Source organism: Rhodoblastus sphagnicola (assembly GCF_002937075.1).
GTDB lineage: Bacteria > Pseudomonadota > Alphaproteobacteria > Rhizobiales > Beijerinckiaceae > Rhodoblastus > Rhodoblastus sphagnicola.
The window spans coordinates 23,194-39,242 of record NZ_NHSJ01000057.1; the positions used below are offsets into that span (position 1 = coordinate 23,194).

Sequence of the window (16,049 nt, forward strand, 5' to 3'; positions counted from 1 at the left end):
CTCATGAAAAAAGTTTACCCCGACGCCGCGACCGCCATGGCCGGTCTGGTCAAGGACGGCATGACGCTGATGGCCGGGGGCTTCGGCCTGTGCGGCATTCCCGAGGCGCTGATCGAGGCGGTGAAGACGTCCGGCGCGAAAAACCTCACCTTCATCTCCAACAATGCCGGCGTGGACGGCATTGGGCTGGGCGTCCTGCTGGAGACGAGGCAGGTCAAGAAGATGATCTCGTCCTATGTCGGCGAAAACAAACTGTTCGCGCAGCAATATCTCGGCGGCGAACTGGAGATCGAATTCAACCCGCAGGGGACTTTGGCCGAGCGCATTCGCGCCGGCGGCGCCGGCATTCCCGCCTTCTACACCAAGACCGGCTATGGCACGCTGGTCGCGGAGGGCAAGGAAACCCGCGTCTTCAACGGCGAGAATTATGTGATGGAGACCGGCCTCCTCGCCGATGTCGCGCTGGTCCATGCGTGGATGGGCGACCATGAGGGCAATCTGGTGTTCCGCAAAACGGCGCGCAATTTCAACCCGATGATGGCGACGGCGGGGAAAATCACCGTGGCGCAGGTCGAGCATCTCGTGCCCGCTGGCCAACTCAACCCCGACCAGATCCACACGCCCGGCATTTTCGTGAAGCGCATCGTCCACGTGCCCAACAGCGCCAAGCACATCGAGCAGCGCACCACAAGGAAACACACCAGCGCGCCCGCCGCGACCGGAGGAGAAATCTAATGGCCTGGACCCGCGACCAGATGGCGGCGCGCGCCGCCAAGGAACTCCGTGACGGATTTTACGTCAATCTCGGCATCGGCATTCCCACGCTCGTCTCGAACTTCATTCCCGCGGGTGTGCATGTGCAGTTGCAGAGCGAGAACGGCATGCTCGGCATGGGGCCGTTCCCCTATGAGGGCGAGGAAGACCCGGACCTGATCAACGCCGGCAAGCAGACCATCACGGAGCTGCCGACGACCAGCTATTTTTCGTCGTCCGATAGCTTCGCGATGATTCGCGGCGGCCATATCGACCTGTCGATCCTCGGCGCCATGCAGGTGGCGGAGACCGGGGATCTCGCCAACTGGATGATTCCGGGCAAGATGGTCAAGGGCATGGGCGGCGCGATGGACCTCGTCGCCGGCGTGAAAAAGGTCGTTGTGGTGATGGAGCATGTCGCCAAGGACGGCCCCAAATTCTTGCACAAATGCAGCCTGCCGCTGACCGGCTCGCATGTGGTCGATCTGCTCATCACCGACCTCGGCGTGTTCTCCATCGACAAGCATGGGTCGGGCGGCGTCAAGCTGATCGAACTGGCCGATGGCGTCACGGTCGAGGAGATCAGAGCGAAGACGGAAGCGGATTATTCGGTCGCACTCTAATTCCAAGCGCGTCAGGCCCGGGCTTGTCCCGGGCATCCACGTCGAGCCGTCGTCTCACTGCCGGCGCGTTCAGGCGCGCTCTCTCCAAAAGCGCGCTTGTCGGGCTGGCGTGGATGGCCGGGACGACGCCCGGCCATGACGGCTGAACCTTCCGGCGCTTTTCCATGCTCACCCGTCTCGCTGTATCAGGCTATCGTTCGTTGCGGTCGCTCACCGTGGAATTGTCGCGGCTGAACGTGGTCTGCGGCGCCAATGGCGTCGGCAAATCCAGTTTTTATCGCGCCATCCGCCTGCTCGCGGAAACCGCGCAGGGCGGCGCCATCCGGGCGTTGGCGCTGGAGGGCGGGCTGCAATCCACGCTCTGGGCGGGGCCGGAAAATTTCTCGCGCGAGGTGAAACGCGGTCTGCATCCTGTGCAGGGCTTGAGCGGGCGCAAGGCCCCGGTCGCCTTGAAACTCGGGTTTGCGTCCGATCTCTGGGGTTATGCTGTCGATCTCGGTCTGCCCTTGAAAAATGAGGTTTCGGCTTTCCTCGCCGACCCCGTCATCAAAGCCGAGTCGATGTGGACCGGGGCCATGCTGACGCCGCGCGGCGTTTTCGCGGAAAGGCGCGGCCCCTGCGTGCGCCTGCGCGACGACAAGGCCGCCTGGCGCCAGGCCCATACCGCTCTCGCCACATTCGACAGCATGCTCACCCATTGCGCCGATCCGATCGCCGCGCCCGACTTGCTGTTGCTGCGCGAGCACATGCGCAACTGGCGATTCTACGATCATTTCCGCACCGATCCGCAAGCGCCGGCGCGACGTCCGCAGGTGGGGACGCGCACGCCCATTCTGGCCTCCGACGGCGCCGATCTCGCCGCCGCCACGCAGACGATCATCGAGATCGGCGACAGCGAAGCCTTTGCGGCGGCGATCGAGGACGCCTTTCCCGGCGCGACGGTCGAAATCGACGCCAATGACGGGCTGTTTTCGCTGAAGATGCGCCAGCACGGCCTTCTCAGGCCCCTGTCAGCAACCGAGCTGTCCGATGGAACCCTGCGCTATCTGCTGCTGGTGGTCGCCTTGCTGACGCCGCGCCCGCCGCAACTGATGGTGCTGAACGAGCCGGAGACCAGCCTGCATCCCGACCTGTTGCGGCCTCTGGCCCGCCTGATCGCGCAAGCTTGCGAACACATGCAGATGATCGTGGTGACGCACGCGGCCGATCTGGCTTGTGAATTGTTGCGCCACGAACCCGGCGGCGCGATATCCCTGACCAAGAATTTCGGCGAAACCATTGTCGAGGATCGCGACTCGCCCGGCTGGCGCTGGCCTGAACGCTGAGAGGATCATCATGCGCCTTCATCCCGGCCTCGGCCTTCTGCTGTCATGCGCCTTGGCGCCGTCCCCGGTCGCGGCGGAGGCCGCATGGCCCAACACCGCCGCCAATCGCTGGCAGGCCGAGGCGCTGATTCAGGGGCTCAACGCCGAAATCCTCGCCGCGCGCAGCGCCACTTCGGTTCTGGAGCGCTGGTGCGGCGCCCATCATCTGGCGGCGGAGGCGAAAATCGTCGCGGAGCCGGTCGCCGACACGCCGCCGAGGCAGCCGACGCCCGAGCAGCGCGCGCGGCTTGGCGTCGGGCCGGACGAAAAGGTCAGATACCGCCATGTGCGGCTGCGCTGCGGCGACCATGTGTTGTCGGAAGCCGATAATTTCTATGTGCCGGCGCGGCTGACGTCGGAGATGAACAAGGCGCTGGAGACGACGGACACGCCGTTCGGCAAGGTGGTGAAGCCGCTGGAGCCCTACCGCCGCACCTTCGCCGCCATGAACCTTTGGTCGGCGGCGGCCGCGCCGAAAGAGGCGGCGACGCTGGCGATCCCGGCAAACCTGTTCGAGCACCGGGCGGTGCTCTACACGCGCGAAAATCTGCCGTTTTCCGAAGTGGACGAGATTTATCGGCGCGACCTGTTCGATTTTCCGCCCGAGCGTTAGAGCATGATCCCAAAAAGTGGACACCGGTTTTTTGGAAAAGATCATGCGCAAACAAAGAGCTTAGAGCGCGATGCGTTTCCGTGGAAACGCATCGCGCTCTAAACCGCCTCGCGCGACAGATTGTCGTATCCCCGCGCGCGATAGATCGCCATCGAGCCGATCCAGACCAGCGCGAACAGGCCGATCACGACAAAGCCGAGCGCGCCGAGATTGTCGTTGAGTTGGCCGATGAAACCCCAGCCCGCGCCTTCAAGCCCGAGTTTTTCCGCGATCAGTCCCAAAGCCTCGACGCCGCCGATGAACAGGGCCACCGCGACCGAGGCGGCGGTCAGGGTGAGATTGTACCAGAGTTTGCGCAGAGGCTTGACGAAGGCCCAGCCATAAGCGCCGACCATCAGGCTGGAATCGGCGGTGTCCACCAGCGTCATGCCGGCCGTGAACAGGGCAGGGAAGAGCATGGTCTCCGTGAAGGTGAGGCCATGCGTCGCCTGCGAGGCCGAGAGGGCGAGCACGCCGATTTCCGTGGCGGTGTCGAAGCCGAGGCCGAACAAAAAACCGAGCGGATACATTTTCCAGCTCGAATCGACCCAGGCGAAGGCCGGGCGGAACAGGCGCGCGAGAAAACCCCGGCCCGACAGCAGCAGATCGAGGCTTTGCTCGCAGACGGGAGCGCCGGCGCGGGCGGCGCGGAAGGCGCGCCAGACGCCTTTCAAAATGACCAGATTGGCCGCCGCGATCAGCAGCAGGAACGTGGCGGAGACCGAGGTTCCGATGGCGCCGCCGACGGTCTTGAAGGACTCGAAGGCCGAGGAGTCCAGCGCGTGCTGGGCGAAGCTCGCGGTCAGCGCCAGCGCCGCCGCCGCGACGATCACCACGGTCGAATGGCCGAGCGAGAAGTGCAGGCCGACGGCGTAGGGTTTCTGGCCCTGCTGCATCAGCTTGCGCACGACATTGTCGATGGCCGCGATGTGGTCGGCGTCCACGGCGTGGCGCAGGCCGAACATCCAGGCGAGCAAGGCGCTGGCGAGCAGGGACGGCCGGTCGGAAAAGGCGGCGAAGGCCAAGGACCACACGACGAGATTGACACCGCTCAGCCCCGCCAGAAGAAGCCCAGCCTCGCCCCGGAAAACCCGCGCGCTCCAGTTCCGCATGTCCGCCCCGTTGTGATGTTCTTATGAATTTATATTACCTGCTCAGCAAAAGCGGCGCCAGCGCGGCGTCACGGATAATCAGCGGGTTTGGCGGGGGCGAGGCGGGGGAGAGGCGCCAATTTACCTCTCGGCGGCGAACAAACGCTTTGCAGCGCGGGCATGGCTTTCGCGCGGCGCGACAAAATAGTCTATCAAAAACGTAGAATATTGCGCTATGAAGGCGATGCGTTCGCACACCACCGCAAACAAGGGGAAACCAATGGCGGTCAGTAGCAAAAATCCCGAAACCCTCGTTCTCCACGCCGGCTGGCGCGCCGATCCGACCACCGGCTCCGTGGCGCCGCCGATCTTCCAGACCACCAGCTACCAGTTCCGCGACACCGAACACGCCGCCAATCTGTTCGCGCTGAAGGAGCTGGGCAATATTTACACCCGCCTCGGCAATCCCACGACCGACATTCTGGAGCAGCGGCTGGCCGCGCTCGAAGGCGGCGCGGCGGCCCTGGTGGTGGCGTCGGGCCAGGCGGCCTCCGCCTTCTCCGTGCAGAACCTCGCCCGCGTCGGCGACAATGTGGTGTCCTCGACCGACCTTTACGGCGGCACCTGGAATCTCTTCGCCAACACGCTGAAGGACCAGGGCATCGAGGTGCGCTTCGTCGATCCGTCCGATCCCGAGAATTTTCGCCGCGCCACCGATTCGCGCACCCGCGCCTATTACGCGGAAACCCTGCCCAATCCCAAGCTGGCCGTGTTCCCCATCGCCGAAGTCGCGGCGATCGGCCGTGAATTTGGCGTTCCCCTGATCATGGACAACACCGCCGCGCCGATCCTGAGCCGGCCGTTCGACCATGGCGCGGCCATTGTGGTTTATTCCACGACAAAGTTCATCGGCGGCCATGGCGCGGCCATCGGCGGCGCCATCATCGACGGCGGCAATTTCGATTGGGAAAAGTTTCCCGAACGCCAGCCGGCGCTGAACACGCCCGACCCGTCCTATCATGGCGCGGTGTGGACGCAGGCCGTCAAGCCGATCGGCCCGGTGGCCTACATCATCAAGGCGCGCACGACTTTGTTGCGCGATCTCGGCGCCGCCGCCTCGCCGTTCAATTCCTTCATCACCTTGCAGGGGTTGGAAACGCTGCCGCTGCGCATGGAGCGCCATTGCCAGAACGCCACCGCCGTCGCCGCCTGGCTGACCAAGCGACCGGAAATCGTCAAGGTGATTCATCCCTCGGTTCAGACCGGCGAGGCCCGCGCCCGCGCCGACAAATATTTGCGCGGCGGCTATGGCGCGCTGGTCGGTTTTGAACTGGCGGGCGGCGCCACGGCTGGGCGCAGGGTCATCGACGCGCTGCAATTGTTCTATCACGTCGCCAATATCGGCGACGCCCGCAGCCTCGCCATCCATCCGGCTTCGACCACCCATTCGCAGCTGGACGAAGCGGCGCTGCTCTCCTCCGGCGCTTCGCCCGGCTATGTCCGGCTGTCGATCGGGCTTGAGCACATCGACGATATTCTGGCCGATCTGGCGCAGGCGCTGAAGGCGGTGGGCTGAGCGCGCGGACACATGAACGGACCGCCCTCGCCCTTCGAGACGCCTGCTGACGCAGGCTCCTCGGGGTGAGGGCTGCTTTTTGATTACATAGAGAAACCCCTCATGGCGCGGCGGCCCCGCAAGGGGCCGTCTCGGACCACGGCCATCGTGAGGGGACTGACGCCGCTACTGCGCGCTGACCTTATCCCCGTCCACAATCGAATCCGGCGGATTGATGATCACCTTGTCCTCCGGCGTCAGTCCGCCCGCGAGTTCCAGCGTGGCGCCGAGGTCGTTGACGATGCTGATCGGGCGCAGATGCGCCTTGCCGTCGGCGTCCACTATAACCACGCTCGGGCCTTCCGAGCGGAACAGCAGCGTGTTGGCCGGGATCGACAGCGGGCCCTTGGGCGGCAGCGGCAGCGCCACCTGCACATAGGCGCCCGGCGTCAGCACGCCATCGGGATTGGGCAGGGCCAGTTCGATCGTTTGCGAGCGCGTCGCGACATTGATCGCCCCGGCGATCCGCGTGACCTCGGCGGCGAAATCGCGGCCCGGCATTTCCGGCTGCGTCACGTTCACTTTGTCGCCGACCTTGATTCCCCCCGCATAGGCCTGCGGCGCGTCGATGAAGACGCGCAGCGGGTCCGGCCGCGCCATGGAAAACAACGAGGAGCCGGTGCTGCCCGCCGTGATGAGATTGCCGAGATCGACGTTGCGCGCGGTGATGACGCCGTCGAACGGCGCCAGCACATGCTTGAAATCCATGGTTTCCTGCAATTGCCGCAGATAGGCTTGCGCCGAATTCTGCAGCGCCACAGAGGTGTCGAAGGCGTTCTGCTTGGTGTCCAGATCCTGCTTGGCGACGGAATTCTGCGCGAACAGGGTTTTCCAGCGCTTTAACGCCACCTCGGCCAGCGCGACATTGGCCTTGGCCTGCTCCAGTTGCGCCTTGGCCTGCGCCACCTGCTGGTCCAGCTCCGGCGTGTCGAGTTCGGCGAGAACCTGCCCCTTCTTCACCTTCGCGCCGATATCGACGGCGAAAGCGCGGACATAGCCGCTGACGCGGGCGAAAATCGCGGTTTCGTTGTCGCCGCGCAGAGTCGCGGGCAGGGTGAGCGCATTGGCGCTCTTGCTCAGGGCCGGGCTGACGGTTTTCACGAAAATCTTCTGGCCCTGCGCCGATTGTTCCTCCAGAGCCGCCCGCGCGGCGCCGCGACCGAGCAGCACGCGCGCCCCGCCCAAGGCGAGGATCACGATGAAGACCAGCGCGAAAGCTTTGGCGGCGCGCACCGCGCCGTTGCGCCTGGGCAGATGCATCTGGCCGTCCGGGCTTTGCAGGCCCATGGATTGATGGTTCTTTTTCGTCACGGCGCGGTCCTGCGGCGGAAGGAATGGGCGCCGGCGAACACCAGCGGCACGAAAAGCAAGGTCGAAAATGTGGCGAAGATCAGGCCGCCGATCACGGCGCGGCCGAGCGGCGCGTTCTGCTCCGCGCCCTCGCCGAGACCCAGCGCCATCGGGATCATGCCGACGATCATGGCGAAAGCGGTCATGAGCACGGGCCGGATGCGGGTCGCGCCGGCTTCGAGCGCCGCCGACAGGGGGCTGAGGCCCTGCGACAGCCGCTGGCGGGCGAAGGAGACCAGCAGGATCGAGTTCGCCGTGGCGACGCCGGTGGTCATGATGGCGCCGGTCAGGGCGGGCACGGAAAGCGGTGTGCCCGTCAGGAACAGCATCCAGCCGATGCCGGCGATCGCGGCGGGCAGGGCGCTGACGATGATCAGCGGATCGAGCAGCGACTGGAAATTGACGACGATCAGCAGATAGACGAGGACCATTGCGACGAGCACGCCTATCCCCAAGCCCAGATAGGAGCTTTTCATGGTCGGGGCCTGGCCGCGCAGGGCGATGTCGTAGCCGCGCGGCAGTTTGCTCCTGGCGTCCGCCACGATTTTTTCCACTTCGGCGCTGACCCCGCCGAGGTCGCGGCCCTCGATGCTGACATAGATGTCGATGGCCGGGCGCAGGTTGTAGCGCGACATCAGCGCCACTTCGGCGCCGGGTCTTATGGTGGCGAGATTGCCCAGGAGTTGCGGCGTCGCGCCGCTTCCCGCCGAAATGGGCGTCGCCAGCAGGTCATCGACAGTGTTCATGCGATATTGCGGCGTCTGCGCTGTCACGTTGTAGGTGATGCCGTTGCGCGGATCGAGCCAGAAGGTCGGCGTGGTCTGGTTGCTGCCCGACAGCGAGATCAGGACGTTTTGCGCGACGCTGTTGGCGTTGAGATTGACCTGCTGGGCGCGGGTGCGGTCCATGTCGAGCCGCAGGCTCGGCGCGTCCAGCCGTTGCAGGATATGCACATCGACCGCGCCGGGGATTTTGCGGATCTCCTGCGCGATCTCCGACGCGCGCGAAAAACTTTGGCGCAGATCGGCGCCGAGAACCTGCACGTCGATCGCCGCCGGCTGGCCGAAATTGAGGATTTGCGAAACGATGTCGGCGGGCTGGAAGAAGAACTCCACGCCGGGGAATTTTTCCGGCAGGCTTTTGCGCAAGGTTCTCACGTAAACGCTCGACGGGCGATGCTCGCCTTTGAGCGCGATCATGATTTCGCCGTCGAGCGTGCCGATGGTGCCGGCATTGCTGTAGGACAGGTTGATGCCGGAATAGGGCAGGCCGATATTGTCGAGAATGGAATCGAGTTCCTCGGCGGGAATTTGCGTGCGGATGAAGCTGTCGACCTCGTCGGCGATCCGCGCCGTCTCCTCGATGCGCGTGCCGGTGGGGGCGCGCATGTGCAGGCGGATGCTCGGCGAGTCCACCGCCGGAAAAAAGTCCTGGCCGAGCGTGAGATAAAGCCCGAGCGACGCCGTCCAGAACAGCACGAAGCCGCCCCCGATCAGGAGGCGGCGGGTGAGCAAAACGCTGAGCAGCACGACGTAGAAGCCGCGAATCTTCTCGAACAGGGCTTCGAATTGCTTTTGAAAGCGGGCGAACACATTGCCGCGGCCAGTTTCAGCGGTGGGGAGGCGCAGCATCAGCAGGGCGAGCGTCGGCACCAGCGTGCGCGACAGCAGGTAGGAGGCGAGCATGGCGAACACCACGGCCTCGGCCAGCGGCACGAACAGGAATTTCGACACGCCCGCCAGGAAGAACATCGGCGTGAACACGATGCAGATGCACAGGGTCGAGACCAGCGCCGGCAAGGCGATTTCGCCCGCGCCTTCATAAATCGAGTCGTAGAGCCCGGTCCCCAGATGCATGTGGCGCTCGATGTTCTCGATGGTGACGGTGGCGTCATCCACGAGAATGCCGACCGCCAGCGCGAGGCCGCCGAGCGTCATGATGTTGATGGTTTCGCCGAGCGCGTCGAGGGCCAGCAGCGAGGACAGGATCGACAGCGGGATCGAGATGGCGATGATGATGGTGGCGCGCCAGTTGCCGAGGAACAGCAGGATCAGCGCGGCGGTGAGGCCGGCGGCGATCAGCGCCTCCTTGACCACGCCGGAAATGGCGGCGCGCACATAGACCGACTGGTCGAACAGGCTGCGGATCGTGATCTCCTGCGGCAGCAGTCTGGTCGCGCGCGCCAGCGTCGTCTTGAGATTGTCCACGATGCGCAAGGTCGAGGCCGAGCCGGTTTTCAGGACCGACTGCAACACGCCGCGCACGCCGTCGAGCCTGACGACATTGGTCTGCGGCGAGAAGCCGTCGCGCACATGGGCGACTTCGCGCAAATAGGTGACGGCGCCGTTGACCGTGCGCACCGGCAGGTTGTTCAAACCCTCGATCGCCGTCGGCGAGCCGTTCAGGCCGATGATGAATTCCGTCGGACCCATTTTCGCCGTGCCGGAGGGCAGGATCAGGTTTTGCGCGCTCACGGCGTTGACGATGTCGACGGGCGCCAAACCCTTGGCGAGCAGGGCGGCGTTGTCGAGATCGACCGAGATGATGCGCTGCTTGCCGCCGAAGGGCCAGGGACTGGCGACGCCGGGGATGGTGATGATCTGCGGGCGCAGGACGTTGGTGGCGTTGTCGAACACCGTCTGCTCCGGCAGGGTCGCGCTCGACAAGGCGAGTTGTGTCACCGGAATGGCCGAAGCCGAATAGGACAGGATCAGCGGCGGCTGCGTGCCGACCGGCAGGGTGCGCACCATCACCTGTTCGCTCGCCAGCGTCTGCGCGATGGCCGCCCCGATATTGGCGCCGGGCTGGAAGAAGATCTTTATGATGGAAATGCCGCTATAGGATTGCGACTCGACATGCTCGATGTCGTTCACGGTCGTCGTCAGGATGCGTTCGGCCGGGCCGGTGATTCGACTGCCCATCTCCTGCGCCGAGAAGCCGGTGTAGTTCCAGATCACGCTGATGACGGGGATGTTGATTTCCGGCAGGATGTCCGTCGCCATCGTCAGCAGCATGTAGGGCGTGGCAAGCAGGATCGTCAGCGCCATGACGATGAAGGTGTAGGGGCGCTGGAGCGCTATTCTGACGATCCACATAGGTGTCGCTGATCCCCGCGCGCCGGCCGGAACCCGGCTAGGCGCTTAATTCTGACTGGCTAGTCGATTTGGCCGAGGCGTTCAACCCCGCAGCATGAAACGCAGCACGGCTTCGGTCAGTTTGCCATAGGGCGGACGCAGCAGGATACGGCTGTCGAGGCGGCTTTGCAGCAAGACCGGTTTTGCATGGGAGAAAGCCCGGAAACCGGCCTCGCCGTGATAGGCGCCCATGCCGGAGGGGCCGACGCCGCCGAACGGCAGGTTTTCGGCGACGAAATGGCTCATGGTCTGGTTGACCGTGACCCCGCCGGCATGGGCGCCGGCGAGCAGGCGCCGCAGGTTCCGGTCTTCCGGGCCGAAATAATAGAGGGCGAGGGGCCGGGGGCGGGCGTTGACGAAATCGAGCGCGGAATCAAACGTCTGGTAGCCGAGCGCCGGCAGGATCGGCCCAAAGATCTCCTCCCGCATCACGCACAGGTCTTCCGAGGGATCGAGGATCAGCGTCGGCGCGAACTTGCGGCTGGACGGCGGCGGATTTTCGTTGGCCGGGTCGATGACGACGATTTCCGCCCCGCTCTGCCTGGCCTCTTCGACCATTCGCGTCAGACGCATGTAATGGGCGTCGCTAATGACTGACGTATAGTCAGCATTATCAAGAAGAGACGGGTAGAGTTTGTTGACCGTTTCGGTGAAAAGCTTGACAAAAATCGGTTTTATTTCGGCGGGCAGCAGCACGTAATCCGGGGCGATGCAGCTCTGGCCGGCGTTCAGCAGCTTGCCGACCGCGATGCATGCGGCGGCTTGGGCGAGATCGGCGCCGGGCGCGATCACGCAGGGCGACTTGCCGCCCAATTCCAGCGTCGCCGGGGTCAGAGTCTCCGCCGTCGCGGCCAGAACCTTGCGGCCGACCTCGGTCGAGCCGGTGAACAGCAGAGCGTCGAACGGCAGCGCGCAGAAGGCGGCGCCGACCTCCGGGCCGCCGAGGACGACCGCGACCTCTTCTTCAAGGAAAAGTCCGCCGAGCATTTCCTTGAGCGTTTCCGCCGTGCGCGGCGTGAGTTCGGAGGGCTTGAGCATCACCCGGTCGCCCGCCGCGAGCGCGGCGACCAGCGGCGTCAGCGCCAAATTTACCGGATAATTCCAGGGGCTGACCACGCCCACCACGCCGAGCGGCTGCGCCATGATGCGGGCGCGGCTCGGCGCGAGTTCGAGGCCGGGCCAGACTGTTCGCGCGCGCATCCAGCGGCGCAGATGGAAGCGGGCGTGGCGCGCGGCGGCGATGACCGGGAAAATGTCGGCCATCAGCGTTTCATGGCGCGACCTGTGGCCGAAATCGGCCGAAACGGCTTGCGCCAGTTCTTCCGCGCTCGCCTTCACGGCGTGGCCGAGCCGTTTCAGCGTCTCGCGCCTTTGCGCGAGGTTGGGCGGGCCGGCGCGAAAAGCCTCTCTTTGACGATGCAGGATCGCCGCGATCGATTGTTCGTTCATCGGCGCGCTCCTCCCCGGAAGCTAAACGAACAGTTTACACCTTTACGAAAATGGCGGCCAGCGCTTGAGCGCGGTTTTAACGCCTCGCGGGCGGATATCGGGTATCTGGCCCAACCCGGCCGTTTAAGGCGACCCGCGAGGCTCCATGTCAGCCAATTCTTCGTCCACCCGCAATCTGTTCGGCCAGAACGACGATTCGTCGGCGCCGGTCCTGCCGGCCTTTCAGGCCGGGACGGCCGACTGGAGCGCGCTGCTGTTCTCCGCCGCGAGCGCCGCGAGCGCGACGACGGCCGCAGGGACCGGCGCCACGACAGGCGTGAAAACCGTCGTCGGGGCGACCTCGACTCCGCCCGCCTGGGTCAACACGCTGGCCAACGCCGCCATCGCCACCGACATGAAGGCGGCCCTCGTCAATGGCGCCGTGACCGAGCCCGGCCTCGCCAAGCTGATGACCGATCTCACGACGAACCTCGGCTCCGGCAAGCTCACCGCCTCCCAGTTCGCCGATCTGAAAACCATCGCCGCCAATCTCAACACCGGCGTCTCGACTTCGGCTTATCTGAAATATGCGTTCAACGCCTTGGTCAATGGCAACGCCGCCAACGCCACCTGGACGGGCGGGAACGCCGCTTCAGTCGCGCTCGGCAATCTCGCCGCCGGCGCCACCGCCACGCAGGTTTCCGAACTCACCGGCAAATGGCTGCTCGGGACCGATCTGCCGAGCAGCAGCGTGGTGATGGGCTCGACCCGGTTCAGCGTCACCGAATCCACCGTCAACAAGCCGCTGTTCGCCACGGGCGGCGCCAGCATGAACGACATCAACCAGGGCTATCTCGGCGACTGCTATTTCCTGTCGAGCGCCGCCGAGGTGGTTTACCAGAACGCCAGCCTCGTTTCCTCCATGTTCACCGACAACGGCAATGGAACCTACGGCGTGCGTTTGTACGAGAACGGCGTCGCGCAATATGTGACCGTGAACAGCGCGCTCGCCAATGGCGGTTCGATCTTCAATCACGCCTCGGACCTGTGGGCGAGCCTGGCGGAAAAGGCTTTCGCGCAATTGCAGGCCGGCGGCGTCTACACCGGCAACAGCGTCAATTACGGCAATTCCTACAGCACGATCGGCAATGGCGGCAATCCGATCTACGGACTCGAAGCCCTGACCGGCGCCAAGGTCTTGCAGGAGTTCGGCGGCTCCAGCTCCGGCTGGGTCGGCTACAATCTCAACGCCAGCTTCTCCGTCACGAGCTATGTCGCCAACCAGTCCGGCTCGACCCTGCTGAACGAACTCATCGCCGACCTCAACGCCCATGACGACGTGATCCTGTGCTCCTACACCAACGCTTACGATTCCTTGGGCAAGCAGACGCTGGTCGCCGGCCACGCCATGTCGATCTATGGTTACGACACCAAGACGGGCCTGCTGGAAGTCCGCAATCCCTGGGGTTCCGCCAGCGGACAATACTGGAACACCACTTTTGAAGTGAGCCTCGCGACCTTGCAGGCGGCGGGCGACTGGATCATGACGGACAGCGCCGGCGGCGCGCTCGCGCCCATGCTGGTGAGCCAGACCGCGACCCAGAGTTTCGTGAAGGGCAAGGCGACCACCTTCTCGGTCGCGGGCGCTTTTGTCGATCCGGTCGGCCTCGCCCTGACCTATTCGGCGACCCAGGCCAATGGAACGGCGCTGCCGAGCTGGCTGTCGCTCAACGCCTCGACCGGCGTGTTTTCCGGCGCGGCGCCGACCACCGCCTCCGCCGTCAGCATCGTGGTGACGGCCAGGGACTCGGCCGGGCTTGCCGCCAGCGAAACCATCTCCGTCGCCATCGCCTCGCCCGCCGCGCCGAGGCTGGCGGCCCAGACCGCCAACCAGACGGTGACAATCGGCAAGGCCGTGAGCCTCGCCCTCTCCGCCAGCACCTTCATCGATCCGCAGGGCGAGGCGCTGACCTACAGCGCGACGCAGGGCAATGGTTCGGCGCTGCCGACATGGCTGTCGTTCAACGCGGCGTCGCGGCTGTTTTCCGGCACGGCGCCCAGCGCCGCCGGAACTTACGCGCTGAAGGTGACGGCGACCGACACGGGCGGCGCCGCCGCGTCCGAGACCTTCAATCTCACCATTTCCTCAAGCGCGGCCAGGGTCGCCGGGATGCTTGGCTCCGGGTCGGGCGGCTTCTTCAACCCGCAGCCGCACGCCGTCGATCCCGCCGCCGTGCTGCACATGCTCGCGCCGGCGGCCTGAGGACAAGCAAAAGCCCCGCTCTCCAGGGAGAACGGGGCTTTTTTCTGTTTCGGCCAGCGGATCAGCCGAACTTGAACAGAATTCCGTAGCCGCCGCGCGGATAGTTCCACGTGATTTCGCCGCTCTCCTCGCACAGAACGCGGCAGGTGCCGCATTCCAGGCAGCCGTCGGCCGCGAGCTCGACCTGGCCGGATTCGGCTTCGGTGTAGCAGCCCGCCGGACAGAGGTGCGTCATCGCCAGCAGGTTCTTCGACGGTTTTTCATGCGGCGCGATTTTGATGTGCGGCTGTCCCGCGTCGACCAGATAGCGGTTCTGGTAGAGTTTCTCTTCGACCTTCTGGAACTGCGCCTCAATGCCCATGTGAGACTCCTCCGATCTGGAATGACGCGCCTGTCGGGTTTGTCCCGTTGGCGCGTCCGTTATGGAAAGTTACGCAAGTTCTGCGCCATCGGCGCAGAACATTATCAGCGCCACGCCCGCGCGAAACGGACGGCGTCGCCGAGCAGCCCGAGGGCGCCGCGCGTCTTGCGGAAGCTCGAAAACGTGTTCTTTTCCTTTTCGATCTTCGGCGTGCCGTCGACGCGGACGAAATTCTCCATCGCCTTGGCGACGAGCTGCGGATAGGTCAGGAACAGGTTGGAGGCCTGCGTGTGCAGCAGGTCCGGCATGTCCTTGTACTTCTTCAGATCCTTGATCACGAAGCTGTCGTCGAGCAGCTTCTTGTACAGCGACAGGTTTTGCGCGGTGCAGGGGTCGCGGCGCGACTTGATCTGGAAGATCGCTTCGCCGGCGAGGCGGCCCGACGTCATGGCGAGGTTGGAGCCCTCGCGATGCACGGCGTTGTTGAGCTGGGCGGCGTCGCCGCAGATCACATAGCCTTCGCCGAACAGTTTGGGGATGGCGTTGTAGCCGCCCTCCGGGATCAGATGCGCGGCATATTCCTTGACTTCCGAGCCGGCGATCAACGGCGCCACCGACGGATGCTTCTTGAACAGGTCGAGCAGTTGCGCCGGCGAGGTCTGGTTCTCGGCGAAATCCGACACCAGGCAGCCCAGGCCGACCGAAATGCTCTCCTTGTTGGTGTAGATGAAGCCCATGCCGGCCATTCCCTTGGAAATGGTTCCGGCGGCCTCGATCACCACGCCTTCGTCGCCCTTGATGTTGAAGCGCTGCTCGATCACTTCGGCCGGCAGGAAGTGCATTTCCTTCACGGCGAGCGCGACCTGGGAAGCCTGCGGGCGCGGGCGCAGTTCGGCGCGCGTGCCGAGCAGGCCGTTGACGCCTTCCGCCAGCACCACGACATCGGCGTGGATCGGGCCGCCGGAGCGGTCGGTGCGCACGCCGATCACCTTGCCATAGCCGTCCCGGATCAGCTCCACCGCCGTGGTCTCGCACAGCAGGATCGCGCCTTTCGCCTGGCTCTCCTTGGCGAACCAGCGGTCGAACTGCGAGCGGATGATGGTGTAGCGGTTGCCCTTCTCTTCGTTGAAGTCGTCGTTGCGGTAGTGCATGCCCGTATGGGCGTTGTCGGACATCAGCCAGAAGCGCTGCTCGATCAGGCGGCGCTCCAGCGGGGCCTCGTTGCGGAATTCGGGGATGATCTTTTCCACCATATCCGCATAGAGAATGCCGCCCTGCACGTTTTTCGAGCCGGGATATTCGCCGCGCTCCAATTGCAGCACTTTCAGCCCGCGCGAGGCCATGGTGAAGGCGGCGGCGTTTCCGGCCATGCCGGCGCCGATCACGATCGCGTCAAATTTTTCCTCGATCATTTT

General features: G+C 64.7%; 12 protein-coding genes. 6 read left to right on the forward strand and 6 right to left on the reverse strand.

The genetic code is table 11. The features are described 5' to 3' along the window. Positions 1–3 precede the first annotated feature (3 nt). The 4 genes from CCR94_RS08820 to CCR94_RS08835 all read left to right on the forward strand — a co-directional run bounded on the left by CCR94_RS08820 (position 4) and on the right by CCR94_RS08835 (position 3,353). Entirely contained in the window at positions 4–735 is a 732-nt protein-coding gene (locus CCR94_RS08820; RefSeq protein WP_104507502.1) for a CoA transferase subunit A, read from the forward strand. After that, positions 735–1,376: a CoA transferase subunit B gene (locus CCR94_RS08825; RefSeq protein WP_104507503.1), complete on the forward strand. Its 642-nt coding sequence runs from the start codon at positions 735–737 to the stop codon at positions 1,374–1,376. The genes CCR94_RS08820 and CCR94_RS08825 overlap by 1 nt, the downstream gene beginning before the upstream one ends. 164 nt (positions 1,377–1,540) lie before the next feature. Then, positions 1,541–2,701: an AAA family ATPase gene (locus CCR94_RS08830; RefSeq protein WP_104507504.1), complete on the forward strand. Its 1,161-nt coding sequence runs from the start codon at positions 1,541–1,543 to the stop codon at positions 2,699–2,701. 10 nt (positions 2,702–2,711) lie between these two features. Continuing rightward, positions 2,712–3,353, forward strand: coding sequence for a hypothetical protein (locus CCR94_RS08835; RefSeq protein WP_104507505.1), 642 nt, complete (start codon positions 2,712–2,714; stop codon positions 3,351–3,353). 98 nt (positions 3,354–3,451) lie between these two features. Here CCR94_RS08835 and CCR94_RS08840 read toward each other — a convergent pair whose 3' ends face one another. Then, on the reverse strand, positions 3,452–4,504 hold the full coding sequence (locus CCR94_RS08840; RefSeq protein ID WP_104507506.1) for a HoxN/HupN/NixA family nickel/cobalt transporter: 1,053 nt from the start codon (positions 4,502–4,504) through the stop codon (positions 3,452–3,454). Positions 4,505–4,763: 259 nt separating this feature from the next. On the opposite strand from CCR94_RS08840, the gene CCR94_RS08845 reads away from it, so the two are divergent. Further along, positions 4,764–6,059, forward strand: a complete 1,296-nt coding sequence (locus CCR94_RS08845) for an O-acetylhomoserine aminocarboxypropyltransferase/cysteine synthase family protein (protein ID WP_104507625.1) — start codon at positions 4,764–4,766, stop codon at positions 6,057–6,059. 165 nt (positions 6,060–6,224) lie between these two features. Here CCR94_RS08845 and CCR94_RS08850 read toward each other — a convergent pair whose 3' ends face one another. From CCR94_RS08850 to CCR94_RS08860, 3 genes are all read right to left on the reverse strand, one after another. Further along, entirely contained in the window at positions 6,225–7,409 is a 1,185-nt protein-coding gene (locus tag CCR94_RS08850; RefSeq protein WP_146089924.1) for an efflux RND transporter periplasmic adaptor subunit, read from the reverse strand. Further along, on the reverse strand, positions 7,406–10,543 hold the full coding sequence (locus CCR94_RS08855) for an efflux RND transporter permease subunit (protein ID WP_104507508.1): 3,138 nt from the start codon (positions 10,541–10,543) through the stop codon (positions 7,406–7,408). The genes CCR94_RS08850 and CCR94_RS08855 overlap by 4 nt, the downstream gene beginning before the upstream one ends. Before the next feature lie 81 nt (positions 10,544–10,624). Continuing rightward, positions 10,625–12,031 carry a coniferyl aldehyde dehydrogenase gene (locus tag CCR94_RS08860; RefSeq protein ID WP_104507509.1) on the reverse strand — a complete coding sequence of 469 codons (1,407 nt, stop codon included), beginning with the start codon at positions 12,029–12,031 and terminating at the stop codon, positions 10,625–10,627. Positions 12,032–12,176: 145 nt separating this feature from the next. Between CCR94_RS08860 and CCR94_RS08865 the strand changes: the two genes are divergently transcribed. Next, entirely contained in the window at positions 12,177–14,273 is a 2,097-nt protein-coding gene (locus CCR94_RS08865) for a putative Ig domain-containing protein (RefSeq protein WP_104507510.1), read from the forward strand. Between the two features lie 61 nt (positions 14,274–14,334). Here CCR94_RS08865 and CCR94_RS08870 read toward each other — a convergent pair whose 3' ends face one another. Together CCR94_RS08870 and CCR94_RS08875 are read right to left on the reverse strand one after the other, a co-directional pair. After that, positions 14,335–14,634 carry a ferredoxin family protein gene (locus tag CCR94_RS08870; protein ID WP_104507511.1) on the reverse strand — a complete coding sequence of 100 codons (300 nt, stop codon included), beginning with the start codon at positions 14,632–14,634 and terminating at the stop codon, positions 14,335–14,337. A gap of 104 nt (positions 14,635–14,738) precedes the next feature. Continuing rightward, a complete protein-coding gene (locus CCR94_RS08875; protein ID WP_104507512.1) occupies positions 14,739–16,046 on the reverse strand; it encodes an FAD-binding protein in 1,308 nt (435 codons plus the stop codon). Between the last annotated feature and the right edge of the window lie 3 nt (positions 16,047–16,049).

Excerpts from the sequence above, each read along its gene's own strand:
- CCR94_RS08820 (WP_104507502.1), top strand. The coding sequence starts at position 4 with ATGAAAAAAGTTTACCCCGACGCCGCGACCGCCATGGCCGGTCTGGTC.
- CCR94_RS08825 (WP_104507503.1), top strand. The coding sequence starts at position 735 with ATGGCCTGGACCCGCGACCAGATGGCGGCGCGCGCCGCCAAGGAACTC.
- CCR94_RS08830 (WP_104507504.1), top strand. The coding sequence starts at position 1,541 with ATGCTCACCCGTCTCGCTGTATCAGGCTATCGTTCGTTGCGGTCGCTC.
- CCR94_RS08835 (WP_104507505.1), top strand. The coding sequence starts at position 2,712 with ATGCGCCTTCATCCCGGCCTCGGCCTTCTGCTGTCATGCGCCTTGGCG.
- CCR94_RS08840 (WP_104507506.1), bottom strand. The coding sequence starts at position 4,504 with ATGCGGAACTGGAGCGCGCGGGTTTTCCGGGGCGAGGCTGGGCTTCTT.
- CCR94_RS08845 (WP_104507625.1), top strand. The coding sequence starts at position 4,764 with ATGGCGGTCAGTAGCAAAAATCCCGAAACCCTCGTTCTCCACGCCGGC.
- CCR94_RS08855 (WP_104507508.1), bottom strand. The coding sequence starts at position 10,543 with ATGTGGATCGTCAGAATAGCGCTCCAGCGCCCCTACACCTTCATCGTC.
- CCR94_RS08860 (WP_104507509.1), bottom strand. The coding sequence starts at position 12,031 with ATGAACGAACAATCGATCGCGGCGATCCTGCATCGTCAAAGAGAGGCT.
- CCR94_RS08865 (WP_104507510.1), top strand. The coding sequence starts at position 12,177 with ATGTCAGCCAATTCTTCGTCCACCCGCAATCTGTTCGGCCAGAACGAC.
- CCR94_RS08870 (WP_104507511.1), bottom strand. The coding sequence starts at position 14,634 with ATGGGCATTGAGGCGCAGTTCCAGAAGGTCGAAGAGAAACTCTACCAG.
- CCR94_RS08875 (WP_104507512.1), bottom strand. The coding sequence starts at position 16,046 with ATGATCGAGGAAAAATTTGACGCGATCGTGATCGGCGCCGGCATGGCC.